This is a genomic window from Leucobacter luti (genome assembly GCF_050310065.1).
GTDB lineage: Bacteria > Actinomycetota > Actinomycetes > Actinomycetales > Microbacteriaceae > Leucobacter > Leucobacter luti_B.
This window is the reverse complement of sequence record NZ_CP190007.1, coordinates 1,323,381-1,336,891: the sequence shown is the minus strand read 5'-3', so window position 1 is coordinate 1,336,891 and position 13,511 is coordinate 1,323,381. Positions and strand designations below refer to the sequence as shown.

The following is a 13,511-nucleotide window of genomic DNA, read 5'->3' as shown; positions in this document are numbered from 1 at the left end:
TGACCCAAAGTGACGCACAATCGCGATTATGCGTCACTTTGGGTCAACTCAAGGCGCGGACGGCGCCGGGCGCCGGGCGCCGCCGGGCCGCGGACGGCGCCGGGCCGCGGGCGGCCCGGCCGCCAGCCCTACGCCCCCAGGTAGGCCTCGATGACCTTCGGGTCCGCGGCGAGCTCCGCCGCCGGGCCCTCCATGGTCACGCGTCCCGACTCGAGCACGTACGCGCGGTCCGCGATCTTCAGCGCCGCGCGCGCGTTCTGCTCCACGAGCAGGATCGTCGCGCCCTGCTGGTTCACCTCGCGGATGATGTCCATCACCTGCTTCACGATGAGCGGCGCGAGCCCCATGGAGGGCTCGTCGAGGAGCAGCAGCTTCGGCCCGCCGACGAGCGCGCGCCCGAGCGCGAGCATCTGCTGCTCGCCGCCGGAGAGCGTGCCGCCCTGCTGATCCCGCCGCTCGGCGAGGCGGGGCATGAGCTCGTACGCGTAGTCCGCGCGCTCGGCGATGAGCTTCTGGTCCTTGACCAGGTACCCGCCGAGCAGCAGATTCTCGTGCACGGTCATCGTGGAGAAGACGCGCCGCCCCTCGGGGATGTGCAGGAGCCCGGCTCCCACGATGTCCCAGGGGTGCAGCTTCGTGAGGTCCTTGTCGCCCCACTTCACCGAGCCGCTCTTCGCCCGCACGAGGCCGGAGATGAGCGAGAGGGTTGAGGTCTTCCCGGCGCCGTTGTTGCCGAGGAGCGAGACGATCTCGCCCTCGCGCACCTCGATCGAGAGGTTGCGCAGCGCGTGCACCCGGTTGTAATACAGTTCGACGTTGTCGAGCGCGAGCGTCGTCATTCCTCATCCTCTCCGAGGTAGGCCGCGATCACGACCGGATCCTTCTTGACCTGTTCAGGGGTTCCGTCGGCGATCTCCTTGCCGTAGTTGAGCACCACGATGCGCTCGGAGATCTCCATCACGAGGCCCATGTCGTGCTCGATGAGCACGATGCTGACGCCGAGATCCCGGATCTTCCTGATGAGCCCCATGAGCTCGTTCTTCTCGTTGTGGTTGAGGCCGGCGCCCGGCTCGTCGAGGAGCAGGAGCTTCGGCTGCGTCGCGAGCGCTCGCGCGATCTCGACGCGCCGCTGCTCGCCGTAGGGCAGCTGCGTCACGAGCAGTTCGTCGTCGGCGCGGAAGCCGACGAAGTCGAGCCAGCCGCGCGCGTCCTCGGTGCACTGCGCCTCGCTGCGCCGGTAGCGCGGCGTGTGCAGCATCGCGTCGAACACGTTCTGCGCGAGGTGCGAGTGCATCCCCGTCTTCACGTTCTCGAGCACGGTCATGTCGGCGAAGAGTCGCACGTTCTGGAACGTGCGCGCCATGCCCTTCGCCGTGATGTAGGACGGCTTCTTCCGCGTGATCTCCTCGCCGTCGAAGACGACGGATCCGCGATTCGGCCGGTAGAAGCCCGAGATGCAGTTGAACGCGCTCGTCTTGCCGGCGCCGTTCGGCCCGATCACCGAGATGATCTCGCCCTCGTGCACCGAGAAGGTGAGGCCGTCGACGGCCTTGATGCCGCCGAACTGCACCGCGAGGTTCGAGACCTCGAGGATCGTCTTCCGGCTGTCGCCGTCGCGCCGCTCGGCGGTCGCGGTCCCGGCCGCGTGCTGTGCCTCGCTCATCGTGTCCCCTCCTCGTCAGCTGCGGTCGAATTGTCGGTGCGGGACCGCCTCGGTTCCGGATCCGGATCCGGATCCAGCTCCGGATCCAGCTCCGGCTCCAGCTCCTCCGTGCCGACGACGCCCACGGCGGTGGTCGCCGGCACCTGCGGGATCTCGCGCTTCTTCAGGAACGGCAGCACGGCGTTCGCCGGCCAGATCCCCTTCGGGCGGAAGATCATCGCGACGACGAGCAGCACGCCGAAGATGAGGAAGCGCCACTCCGAGAACTCGCGCAGGAACTCCGGCGCGAGCGACACGAAGAGCGCACCGATGATGACGCCAGGCGTTGAGCCCATGCCACCGAGCACGACCGCCATGAGCACGAGCGCCGAGTACAGGAACTCGAAGCTGTTGGGCGAGATCGCGCTGAGGTGGCTCGCCATGAGCGTGCCAGCGAAGCCGCCCCAGACGGCGCCGATGATGTAGGCCGCAAGCTTCGTCTTGTAGCCGTTGATGCCCATGGCCTCGCTGACGTCCTCGTCGTCGCGCACGGACTTCCACGCGCGGCCGAGCTTGCCCTTGCCGAGGCGGGCGACCGCGATCACCGCGACGCCGATCCCGACGAACAGCACGAAGTAGTAGAACAGGATCTTCGAGTTGAACTCCACCCCGCCGATCGTGAGGCCGTCCGCGAAGGACCAGCCGAAGAACGACCAGGTCGGGATCCCGTGGATGCCCGAGGGGCCGCCCGTGATCTCGAGGTTGTTGGCCGTGATCCGGATGATCTCACCAAAGCCGAGCGTCACGATCGCGAGGTAGTCGCTGCGGAGCCGGAGCGTCGGCCCGCCGATGATCACGCCCGCGATGATGCAGGCCACGATGACAAGCGGGATCGTCTCGAGCATCGACAGCCCGAACTGCGTCGTCAGGATGCCGCTCGTATATGCCCCAACCGCCATGAACGCGATGTAGCCGAGGTCGAGGAGGCCGGCGTAGCCGACGACCACGTTGAGGCCCATCGCGAGCACGATGTAGATCATCGCCGAGGTCAGGATCGAGATCATGTAGGGCGTCGCCGTGATGAACGGCAGCACCGCAGCGCCGATGAAGAGGATCGCGCCGACCACCTTCATGAAGCGATCGGGGGCAAGCAGCCCGCTCACGGCGGGCGGCCGCTCGATGAGCGGCTTCGGCACGTTGAGTCTGTGGAGATTCGTCTTGGCCATGATCACACCCGCTCCACGACGCGCTCACCGAGGATGCCGGTGGGCTTGAACACGAGGAAGAGGATCAGGAAGCCGAACGCGAAGACGTCGCGCCACTGTCCCCCGAGGAAGTGCGTGCCGAAGGACTCGAGCAGTCCGAGGACGAGGCCTCCGATCATCGCACCGTAGAGGTTGCCGATGCCGCCGATCACGGCGGCCGTGAAGGCCTTCAATCCGATCACGAAGCCCATCAGGAAGTCGATCGTGCCGTAGTAGGCGGCGGCCATGACACCTGCCGCGCCCGCGAGGGCCGATCCGATGAAGAACGTGCGCGAGATGACACGGTTGACGTTGACGCCCATGAGGAGCGACGCCTTCTGATCGAGCGCGATCGCGCGCATGGCGCGACCCTCGCGGGAGTGCATGATGTAGCGCTGCAGCACAAACATCAGGATCGCCGCGACGAGCATGAGGATGATCTGGGGCATCGTGATCCGGGCCCCGAGGATCTCGATCGGGTTGCCGGAGAGCCTGATCGGGAAGACCTTCGGGCTGGCGCCGAAGATCTGCCGCACCGCGTACTCCAGCGTGAAGGACACGCCGACCGCGGTGATGAGCGCCGCGAGCCGCGGGCTCGTGCGCAGCGGCCGGTAGGCGACGCGCTCGATCACGACGCCGACGCCGCCGGTGAGGAGCATCGTGATGAGGAGCACGAGGAGCAGGATCGGGATCGAGCCGATGCCGAAGAGCCCCGTGGTCGCTCCGAGGATCACGAATGCGATGAAGGAACCGAGCATGTACAGGTCGCCATGCGCGAAGTTCAGAAGCTTGATGATGCCGTAGACCATGCTGTAGCCGAGGGCCACGAGCGCATAGAAGGCCCCGACGAAGAGTCCGTTCCAGACAAGTTGAAACACGTTACCGCCTTTGCAGGTTCGCGTGGGTGTGGGGAGGCGCGAAAGAAGTCGAGCGCTGAGGGGTGGGAAAGAGAGGGGCCGCTCGGTTTTCGTTCCGAGCGGCCCCCATATCTCAGCCCTGCAGGTCGTCCTTCATGACGAACGCCCCGCCCTCACCGGTGGGCTCGACGATGACGAAGCCGCCGCTGCCCTCGAGGGTGCCCTCCTTCGTGAAGGTCGCGGGGCCCGAGAAGAGCGGGAAGTCCTTGAGGCCGTTGAGAGCCTCCACGACCTTCTCGCCGTCGGTGGACTTCGCGTTCTTCATCGCCTCGGCGACCACGCGGACCGCGTCGTAGCTCTGCGTCGAGTAGGGGCCAGGATCCGCGCCGAACTGCTCCTTGTAGTTCTTGATCCAGTCCTCAGCGCCCTCGAGCATGTCGGGGGTCTGCGTGAAGGTGCCGACGACGCCCGCGGTGTTCTCCGCACCGGCGATCGCGGCGAGCTGGGCGTCAACCGAGCCGTCGCCGACGAGGATCGTGCCCTCGTAGCCTGCCTCGCGGAACTGACGGATCAGCAGGCCGCCGGCCTGGTAGTAGCCCGTCCAGACGATGAAGTCGGGGCTCGCTCCCGTGACGTTGTTGACGTTCGCCGCGAAGTCCTTCTCATCTGGGTTCACGGAGTCGGTCTTCACGATCTCGAACTTGCCGTCGGTCTTCGCCTGCTCCTGCACGGACTTCGCGAGGTCCTTGGAGTAGTCGGTGTTGTCGTCGACGACGGCGACCTTCGTCGCGCCCTCCTGGTTCGCGTACTTCACGATGGCGGCGGCCTGCTGAGCGCCGGTGCCGTTGATGAGGAACGCACCCTGGCCGACGAGCGCGTTCGAGTTCGCGGCCGGGATCACCATGGGGATGTTCGCCTCGGCGAAGATCGGGAGCGTCGGGAGCGTCGCGCCCGAGCAGTAGCCGCCGACTGAGGCGAGCACGCCCGCCGTGACGAGCTTCTGGGCCGCGGCGACCGAGGTGGTCGCGTCGCAGGCGTCGTCCTCGACGACGAGCTCGAGGTCGCGGCCGTCGACGCCGCCGTCCTTGTTGATCTCGTCGATCGCCATCTGGGCGCCGTTCTTCATGTAGTCGCCGAAGGCGGCCTCGGAACCGGAGAAGGGTGCGAGCATGCCGAGCTTGATCGGGCCATCCCCCGAGTCACCGCCGCCGCCGCCCGCGAGTCCACCTGAACAGCCGCTGAGCGCGAGTCCAGCCGAGAGCACGATGGCTCCGACCGCGGCCAACCGACGTCCGCGGTGGTTGTGAGCTGAGAACATATGACTTACCTTTCCGGATGCATCTTCGAATCTTTGGAAGGACTTCAGATCGCGCTGGGTCCCAACGCTATGTGCCATAGTACAGATCACCGGGGCACCCAGGTACCACTCAGGTCACGATTCGGACACGGATGATACATAGTGCTACGTCACCCGCCAGATGACGCAAAAATGCACGGTCATTGACCCCTTCACAGGTCATCACCGGCGGTCCGAATGCCCCGATCCCGTGCCAGACTGTGAGGTGCGCGAGCATTCGAAACGGAGCCCGTTTCTCGCTGTACAATTGCACATGGCAGATTGTTCGCCGGCCCCGAGCGAGGCTCGCGGCATGCACCCCGACCCGTGAATCCCGACCCGTGAATGGAGAACAGCTATGACAGGCACTCTCACCCCCGAACTCGAGTCCGTCGTCGCGCGCGCAGCGGCCGCGGCCCCGGCATTCGCCGCGACCTCCCCCGAGGAGCGCGCCCGCGCGATCGTCGCGGTCGCCGACGCGCTCGAGGACGCGAAGGCGCACCTCGTCGAGATCGGCATGCGGGAGACCGGCCTCACGGAGGCCCGCCTGAGCGGCGAGGTCACCCGCACCGCCGTGCAGCTGCGCCTCTTCGCGGACACGCTCGTCGACGGCGGCTACCTCGACGCCCGCATCGACTACGCAGACTCCGACTTCGCCCTCGGCGTGCGCCCCGACATCCGCCGCACCCACCTCCCCCTCGGCCCGGTCATCAACTTCTCGGCCTCGAACTTCCCCTTCGCGTTCTCCGTCATGGGCGGCGACTCCGCGTCGATCCTCGCCGCGGGCTGCCCGCTCATCGTGAAGGCGCACTCGGGCCATCCCGAGCTCTCCGACGCGACCGCCGAGGTCGCCGCCGCCGCGCTCGCGGGCGCCGGCATGCCCGAAGGCACGTTCCAGCTCATCCACGGCCGCGAGGCCGGCGTCGAGGTGCTGAAGGATCCGCGCATCAAGGCCGGCGCGTTCACGGGCTCGATCGCGGTCGGCCGCCTGCTCGCCGACATCGCGGCCTCGCGCCCGGCTCCGATCCCGTTCTACGGCGAGCTCGGCAGCGTCAACCCCGTCTTCGTCACCGCGGCGGCCATCGCCGAGCGCGCGGGCGAGATCGCCTCCGGCTACCTCACGAGCGTCGCGGGATCCGCCGGCCAGCTCTGCACGAAGCCGGGCTTCGTCTTCGTGCCCGCGGGCTCCGAGCTGCCCGACGCGGTCGCCGCCGCCCACGCGGCCGGCGAGCTCCCCGAGCACCGCCTGCTCGACCCCCGCATCGCGCGCAGCTTCGCCGAGCGCCGCGACGCGATCCTCGCCGCGCAGGGCGTCCGCGCCGTGATCCCGGGCGGCGTGCGCTTCGACGACGCCGGCCAGGGCTGGGCAACGCCCACCGTCGTCGCCGTCTCGCTCGACGACTTCCGCGTCGGCAAGGAGGCGCTCGTCGAGGAGGCCTTCGGCCCGCTCTCGATCCTCGTAGAGGTGCCCGAGGGCACCGACCTCGCGGCCCTCATGCCCGAGTTCTACGAGGGCAACCTCACGGGCACGCTGCACCTGAGCGCCGAGGAGGCGACGGGCGAGACCGCGAACGCGGCCGAGCTCCAGGCGCTCGTCTCGGCGATCGCCGCCCAGGTCGGCCGCGTCCTCTTCAACGGCTGGTCGACGGGCGTCGCGGTGACCCCCGCGCAGCAGCACGGCGGCCCGTGGCCCGCGACCACGAACGACGCGAGCACCTCGGTCGGCACCTCGGCGATCAAGCGCTTCCTGCGCCCGGTCGCCTACCAGAACGCGCCCGACGCATTCCTCCCCGCCGCGCTCCGCGACGCGAACCCGGCGGGCGTGCCGCAGGCGATCGCGCCCGCGGGCGAGTCGAAGTCCTGGGGCGCCCGCTGGCGCTAACCCCCGCGCTCGCTGGTTGTTAGCGATTTCGGTTCGTAACAGCGGTTATTCGAACCGAAATCGCTAACAACTCCCCGACCGAGACGCGAAGGGGCCCGGACCGCAACTGCGGCCCGGGCCCCTTTTCGTGGGAAGCGCCGATCAGTGCCAGAGCACCGCGAGCGCCACGTTGAGGAGCGACATGCCGGCGATCGCGCCGAGCACGCCCCCGGACACGTTCTCTTTCTTGCGGTTCACCAGGATGACGACGATCAGCCCGATGAGCACGAGCGTCTTCACCCCGATCTTCATGTTGTTGGGCTCGCCGCCCAGCATGTAGATCGATGCGACGAGCAGGAGCCCCGTCGCGAAGAGCAGCGTCGCGCCGTGCAGGATCCCCGGCGTGATCCGCGCACGGCCCTCCTTGACGAGCGACAGCTGCGACAGCGTGCTGCCGAAGACGGCGCCGAAGCCGACGAGGTGCAGCACCACGAGGATGCCCTTAACGATTTCCATGTTCCCCTCCAGTTATTCGCATTCCCCGCGAGCGCCCCCTAGTGGAAGAAGTGCCGCTCGCCGGTGAAGTACATTGTGACGCCCGCGGCCTTCGCCGCGGCGATGACCTCCTCGTCGCGCACGGATCCGCCGGGCTGCACGACGGCGCGCACGCCGGCCTCAAGTAGCACCTCGAGCCCGTCCGCGAACGGGAAGAAGGCGTCGGATGCCGCGACCGCGCCGGCCACGCGGTCCCCCGCGCGCTGCACCGCGAGGCGGCACGAGTCGACGCGGTTCACCTGGCCCATGCCGACGCCGACCGAGGCGCCGTCCTTCGCGAGCAGGATCGCGTTCGACTTCACGGCGCGGCACGCGCGCCACGCGAACTCGAGCTCGGCGAGCGTCGCGGCGTCGGCCGGCTCGCCCGTCGCGAGCTCCCACTCGCTCGCCGGCGCGAACGCGCGGTCGGCGTCCTGCAGCAGGAAACCGCCCGAGACCTGGCGGATCTCGACGGGGTTCTGCGCGAAGTCGGCCGGCAGCACGATGAGGCGCAGGTTTTTCTTCTGGGTCAGGATCGCGAGCGCGTCCGGCTCGAAGCCCGGGGCCACGATGACCTCGGTGAAGATGCCGGAGACGGTCTCGGCCATGCCCTTCGTGACCGGGCAGTTCGTCGCGATGACCCCGCCGTAGGCCGACACGGGGTCGCACGCGTGCGCGAGCTCGTGCGCGGCGGCGATCGGGTCGGCGGCGCCCTCGGGGGCGACCGCGATCCCGCACGGGTTCGCGTGCTTGATGATCGCGACCGCGGGGCGCTCGTGGTCGAAGGCGGCGCGGAGCGCGGCGTCGGCGTCGACGTAGTTGTTGTACGACATCTCCTTGCCGTGCAGCTGCTTCGCCTGCGCGATGCCTGCGCCGTCGTTCTCGGTGAAAAGGGCGGCGCGCTGGTGGCTGTTCTCGCCGTAGCGCAGCACCGAGTCGCGCAGGCCGAAGATCTCGAAGCCGAGCGTCATCTCGCTCGCGGGCGAGTCGGCGTCGGGCCGCTCGAAGACCAGGTCGAGGCCCTCGGCCTCGGATCCGTCCTCGTCGCCCTCGAGCTCCTCGTCAGCGCCGAAGTCACCGGCAGCACCGGCAGCACCCGCCGCCGAGTCGTCCCAGCGCACGTCCTCCTGGTCGAGGAACCAGTTCGCCACGGCGCCGTCGTAGTTCGCGGTGTGCACGAACGCCTCGGTCGCGAGCGAGCGGCGCTGGGCGAGCGTGGTGCCGCCCTCGCGCACGGCCGCGATGATCTCGTCGTAGCGTGCGGGCGAGACCACGATCGCGGCGTTCGCGTGGTTCTTCGCGGTCGCGCGCACCATGGCGGGGCCGCCGATGTCGATGTTCTCGACGATGTCGGCGGCGGGCTTGCCCGACTCGACGGTCTCCTCGAACGGGTAGAGGTTCACGACGACGAGCTCGAACGGCGCGAAGCCGAGCTCGGCGAGCTGCGCGCGGTGATCCGCGAGGCGCAGGTCGGCGAGGAGCCCGGAGTGTACGGCGGGGTGCAGCGTCTTCACGCGGCCGTCGAGCGCCTCGGCGAAGCCCGTCACCTCGGACACGTCGGTCACGGCGTGGCCCGCGTCGCGGATCGTCTGCGCCGTCGACCCCGTCGAGACGATCTCGACGCCGGCCTCGGCGAGCGCGGCCGCGAGATCGAGCAGTCGGGTCTTGTCGCTCACGGAGATGAGCGCGCGCTTCACCTCGATGAGGTCGCGGTGCTCGTAGAGGCTCGGGTCGTGGCTCTGGACTGCCATCAGGCTCCTTGCTGTCGTGTGTTCGGTGTCTGGTCGAGTGGTCTGGTTCCGGATCAGGCCGGGCCCGGATCCCGCCCCGCGGCGACGGCCTCGAGGTCGAGGTGGCGCTCGGCGATCTCGCGCACGGTGGCGACGAGGAGGGGACGCTCGAGCTGCTTGATGCGCTCGTGCAGCTCGTCCTCGGTCTCGCCGTCGCGCACGTCGACGCTCGCCTGCCGGAGCACGGGACCGGTGTCGACGCCCTCGTCGATGATGTGCACGGTGACGCCCGTCTGGGGGGCGCCTGCCGCGAGCGCGTCGCGCACGGCGTGGGCGCCGGGGAAGTTCGGCAGGAGGGCCGGGTGCGTGTTGATGAGGAACGGCGAGAACTCGCGCACGAACCCACCGGGCAGGATGCGCATGAGCCCCGCGCTCACCACGAGGCCGGGTTCCGGGCCCGTTCCGACGCCGTGCTCCTGGATCGCCGCGGCGAACACCTGCCCCCACTCCTCGCGGGAGTGATAGTCGCGGGGCCGCACGACGAAGGTGGGGATCCCCGCGGCCTCGGCGTGGGCGAGGCCGGGAGCGTCCGTGTCGGACCCGACGCAGACGATGCGCGCGGGGAACGACGGATCCTCCGCGGCGGCGATGAGTGCCTGGAGGTTGCTCCCGCCGCCGGAGATGAGAACTGCGAGTTTCAGCACCCGACCAGTCTACCTTCCGGCCGTGAGCACCCGATCCGCGAGGAGCCAGGGCCGCTCGGCGGCGTAGAGCGTGTCCTCCTGCGCGGCCCAGCGGTCCCAGTGCGGGGCGTACATCTCGCCGTCGCGGGCGAGCGCGCGGCGCTTCCGGAGCTCGGCGGGGGCCTCGATCCAGATCCCGAGCACGTCGCCGAGCGGGCCGCGGCCGTGGCCCGCCGCGGCCCGCTCGGCCCAGGCGCGCGCGGCCGCGAGGTTCGCGGCGGTGAGCGCGCCGCAGCCCTCGATGAGGAGGGGCCGCTCCGGATCGAGCCGCACGGTCTCGGCGAAGCGGCCGGCGACCCAGTCGTAGCGGCGGTACTCGCCGGCCGCGAGGGCGGCGGCGACGGATCCGGATCCCGCCGCGAGCCCGTCCCAGCCGGGGTAGAGGTCCTCGACCGGCAGGAGCTGGGGCGCGCGGCCGGCGGCCTTGAGCGCGGCGGTGAGCTCTGCGGCGAGCGCCGTCTTGCCGGATCCGGAGCGGCCGTCCAGCAGGAGGGCGTCGGCGGCGAGAAACTCGGGCCGGTGCGCTGGAAGCAGGGCGGTGCCGCGCATCAGAACTCGGCCCTCCCCTGGGCGCCGAGGCGGCCGTCCGCCCGGAAGCGCTCGGCGAGCAGCATGACGCCGGCCGCGAGCGCGCCGAGCAGCACGGCCGCGGCGAGGCCCGCGCCGTAGCTGCCGGGCGCCTGGTGCCCGATGAGCCGCGCGACCGCGACGGGGAGCGTCTGCTCCCCCGGCCGCACGAGGAAGGAGGTCGCCCCGAACTCGCCGAGCGACGCGGCGAACGCGAAGCCCAGGGCGAGCCCGGCGGAGCGGCCGAGGAGCGGCAGGTCGACCGTGCGGAGCACCGCGAGCGGGCCGGCGCCGAGCGTCGCGGCGGCGAAGCGGAGCTGCTGGTCGATCCCGCGCAGCACCGGCAGCAGGGTCCGCACCACGAGGGGCAGCGCGACGAGCGCCTGCGCGATCGGGATGAGCGCGACCGAGGTGCGCAGGTCGAGCCCGATCCCGAGCGGGCGGTGCATCGTGATGAGCAGGCCGAAGCCGAGGGTCACGGCCGAGACGCCGAGCGGCAGCATGACGAGGCCGTCGAAGAGCGAGAGCGCCCGCCTGAGTCCCGGCCGCTCGGGCCTGCGCGAGAGCACGAGCGCGAGCAGCACGCCGAGCGCCATCGCGAGGAGTGCGGCGACGAGCGCCATCCGCAGCGACAGCCAGATCGCCGAGGTGACCGGGGCGTCGAGCGGCAGATCGGCGGGCGGCGACACGAGGGCGGCGTAGTTCGCGAGCGTCCACTCGCCGCCCGGCCCGCGCAGCGAACGCGCGACGAGCGTGAGGATCGGGAGGCCGTGCAGGAGGAGCGCCGTGACCGCGAGCGCGACGATGGCGGGCACGTCGCCGCGCCCCGGCCGCCTGAGCTGCTGCCCCTCGGGGAGCAGCTCGACGGCGCGCTCGCCCGCCGCGCGGAGCCGCGCAGAGACCCAGAGGGCCGCCCCCACGATCGCGAACTGCGCGAGCGACAGCACGGCGGCACCCCGCAGGTCGAGATACTGCACCGTGAGCCGGTAGATCTCGGTCTCGACGTTCGAGAACTCGCGCCCGCCCAGGATCAGGACGATCCCGAACGAGGTCGAGCTGAAGAGGAAGACGAGCGCGGCGGCCGAGGCGAGCGCGGGCGCGAGCGCCGGCAGGGTGACGGTGAGCCAGGCCCGGATCCGGCCGGCCCCGAGCACCATCGCGGCCTGCTCGGCCCGGTCGTCGAGCCGCGCCCAGAAGCCGCCGACCGTGCGCGCGAGGACCGTGACGTTGAAGAACGCGAGCGCGAGCACGATCGCCGCGAGGCTGCGGTCGAGGCCAAGGAAGGCGAGCGGGCCGCCCTCCCCCGTGAGCGCCGAGAACGCGACGCCGACGACGACGGTCGGCAGCACGAACGGCACCGTGAGGAGGCCGCGCAGGATCCCGCGCCCCCGGAACTGCAGCCGGTAGAGCACGTGGGCCGCGGGCAGCCCGAGCGCGACCGAGATGACGGTCGCGAGGCCGGCCTGCGCGAGGGTCTGGCCGATGACCTTCCAGGTGCGCGGGCTGCCGAACACCTCGGGAATCCCGGAGAGGTCGAGCCTGCCCGCGCCGATGCCGCCGATCCCGCCGTCGGCCAGGAAGCCCGTCGCGACGAGCGAGAGGACCGGCCAGAGGAAGAAGAGGCCGAGGAAGGCGAGCGGGAGCGCCGCCGCGGCGACCCACGCGGCGACGGCCCACGCGGACGCCCCGAGCGGGCGCGTCCGCGCGCCCTGCTCGGGGTTCCTTCCGTGGGTCGCCCGCCCCCGACCTCTCGGCACTACAGCCCGATCTGCTCGCCCAAGGTCCTGAGCCAGCCCTCGCGCCCGCGCTCGATCTCGGCGGCGGGCAGGTCGTGCGACTGCTCGGCGCTCGGCAGCGGGGCGAACTGGGTCCACTCGGCAGGCACGCTCGCGCCCTCGTCGACAGGGTACATGTACATGGCGTCCGCAACCGTGTCCTGGAACTCGCGGGAGACGAGGTAGTCGACGACGGCCTTCGCGCCCTCGGGGTTCGCGGCGCCCTGCAGCACGCCGGCGTACTCGACCTGGTTCGAGCAGGTGTCGAGGAGGGCCTTCGTGGTCGTCGCGGTGCCGTCCTCGCTCACCGTGAACGCCGGCGAGGAACTGTAGGAGACGACGATGGGGCGCTTGCCGTCGCCGCCGCCCTGCGTGAACTGGCCGTTGTAGGCGTCGCTCCAGCCCTGCTCGAGGCGCGCACCGTTGTCGAGGAGCGACTTCCAGTAGTCGGCGAAGCCGTCCTCGCCGAACTCCTCGACCGTGCCGACGAGGAAGGAGGCCCCGGTCGACGACGCGGTCGGATCCAGGATCACCGAGAGGTCCTGGTACTCGGGCTTCGCGAGGTCCTCGTAGCTCTTCGGCTCGGGAAGGCTGTGCTCGGTGAACCAGCCCGTGTCGACGTTCACGCACGTCGCGCCGCGGTCGACGGGGGTGAGGGATCCCTTGTCGTCGATCGCGAGCTCGGCGGCGCCCGCGGGCAGCTCCTTCGGCGTGTAGGCCTCGACGACGTCGTTCTCGACGAGGCGCGAGGCGAAGATCGTGTCGACGCCGAAGAACGCGTCGGCGATCGGGGCGCCCTTCGTGAGCACGAGCTTATTCGTGAGCTCGCCGCCGTCGCCGGCGGAGATCACCTTCACGTCGAGGCCCGTCGCCGCGCTCGCGGCCTTCGCGAAGTCGTCGTTCGGGAACGAGTCGTGCACGATCAGGGTGACCGAGTTCGCGTCGCCCGTCTCGTCGCCGCCATCGCCACCCGGGTTGCCGCTTCCCGTCGCGCAGCCCGTGAGCGCGAGCGCCGAGACGGCCAGTGCCGAGAGCGCGACGGTGACCGCGCGACGGAGCGGCGCGGATGCAGATGATGCAGGGGTCATTCGAGGGTTCCTTCCTCCGCTGGCATGAACCAGATCAGGTTGAACGGTCGGAGTACGCGTACTCCCTCTCAGCCCCGCGCGCCGGGACTCCCGTGGATTGCGCTCCTACCCTAGCGCCCGCGCCACGGTCGGCG

At 70.3% G+C, this 13,511-nt stretch carries 12 protein-coding genes and 1 riboswitch; of the genes, 1 reads left to right on the top strand and 11 read right to left on the bottom strand.

Annotated features, from left to right (window positions below):
• Positions 1-128: 128 nt before the first annotated feature.
• From ACOPJ3_RS06160 to ACOPJ3_RS06140, 5 genes are all read right to left on the bottom strand, one after another.
• Entirely contained in the window at positions 129-839 is a 711-nt protein-coding gene (locus tag ACOPJ3_RS06160) for an ABC transporter ATP-binding protein (protein ID WP_427870953.1), read from the bottom strand.
• Positions 836-1,663, bottom strand: a complete 828-nt coding sequence (locus ACOPJ3_RS06155) for an ABC transporter ATP-binding protein (RefSeq protein WP_427870952.1) — start codon at positions 1,661-1,663, stop codon at positions 836-838. The genes ACOPJ3_RS06160 and ACOPJ3_RS06155 overlap by 4 nt, the downstream gene beginning before the upstream one ends.
• On the bottom strand, positions 1,660-2,868 hold the full coding sequence (locus ACOPJ3_RS06150; RefSeq protein ID WP_427870951.1) for a branched-chain amino acid ABC transporter permease: 1,209 nt from the start codon (positions 2,866-2,868) through the stop codon (positions 1,660-1,662). The genes ACOPJ3_RS06155 and ACOPJ3_RS06150 overlap by 4 nt, the downstream gene beginning before the upstream one ends.
• A gap of 2 nt (positions 2,869-2,870) precedes the next feature.
• The gene (locus ACOPJ3_RS06145) at positions 2,871-3,764 is read right to left on the bottom strand and encodes a branched-chain amino acid ABC transporter permease (protein ID WP_427870950.1); all 894 of its coding nucleotides are present in this window, start codon (positions 3,762-3,764) and stop codon (positions 2,871-2,873) included.
• 112 nt (positions 3,765-3,876) lie between these two features.
• On the bottom strand, positions 3,877-5,061 hold the full coding sequence (locus ACOPJ3_RS06140; RefSeq protein WP_427870949.1) for a branched-chain amino acid ABC transporter substrate-binding protein: 1,185 nt from the start codon (positions 5,059-5,061) through the stop codon (positions 3,877-3,879).
• Positions 5,062-5,437: 376 nt separating this feature from the next.
• On the opposite strand from ACOPJ3_RS06140, the gene ACOPJ3_RS06135 reads away from it, so the two are divergent.
• Entirely contained in the window at positions 5,438-6,961 is a 1,524-nt protein-coding gene (locus ACOPJ3_RS06135) for an aldehyde dehydrogenase (NADP(+)) (RefSeq protein ID WP_427870948.1), read from the top strand.
• A 141-nt stretch (positions 6,962-7,102) separates the two neighbouring features.
• Here the strand turns inward: ACOPJ3_RS06135 and ACOPJ3_RS06130 are convergent, their stop codons facing one another.
• The 6 genes from ACOPJ3_RS06130 to ACOPJ3_RS06105 form a co-directional block, all read right to left on the bottom strand.
• Entirely contained in the window at positions 7,103-7,456 is a 354-nt protein-coding gene (locus ACOPJ3_RS06130) for a hypothetical protein (protein WP_427870947.1), read from the bottom strand.
• A gap of 38 nt (positions 7,457-7,494) precedes the next feature.
• On the bottom strand, positions 7,495-9,225 hold the full coding sequence (purH, locus tag ACOPJ3_RS06125; protein WP_427870946.1) for a bifunctional phosphoribosylaminoimidazolecarboxamide formyltransferase/IMP cyclohydrolase: 1,731 nt from the start codon (positions 9,223-9,225) through the stop codon (positions 7,495-7,497).
• Between the two features lie 53 nt (positions 9,226-9,278).
• Positions 9,279-9,908, bottom strand: coding sequence for a phosphoribosylglycinamide formyltransferase (gene purN / locus ACOPJ3_RS06120; protein WP_427870945.1), 630 nt, complete (start codon positions 9,906-9,908; stop codon positions 9,279-9,281).
• 9 nt (positions 9,909-9,917) lie between these two features.
• On the bottom strand, positions 9,918-10,496 hold the full coding sequence (locus ACOPJ3_RS06115; protein WP_427870944.1) for a hypothetical protein: 579 nt from the start codon (positions 10,494-10,496) through the stop codon (positions 9,918-9,920).
• Complete coding sequence (locus tag ACOPJ3_RS06110) at positions 10,496-12,271, bottom strand: ABC transporter permease (protein WP_427870943.1); 1,776 nt, start codon at positions 12,269-12,271, stop codon at positions 10,496-10,498. The genes ACOPJ3_RS06115 and ACOPJ3_RS06110 overlap by 1 nt, the downstream gene beginning before the upstream one ends.
• Entirely contained in the window at positions 12,271-13,377 is a 1,107-nt protein-coding gene (locus ACOPJ3_RS06105) for a thiamine ABC transporter substrate-binding protein (RefSeq protein WP_427870942.1), read from the bottom strand. The genes ACOPJ3_RS06110 and ACOPJ3_RS06105 overlap by 1 nt, the downstream gene beginning before the upstream one ends.
• Positions 13,372-13,481: riboswitch (TPP riboswitch) on the bottom strand. Its footprint overlaps the gene before it by 6 nt.
• Positions 13,482-13,511: the final 30 nt, after the last annotated feature.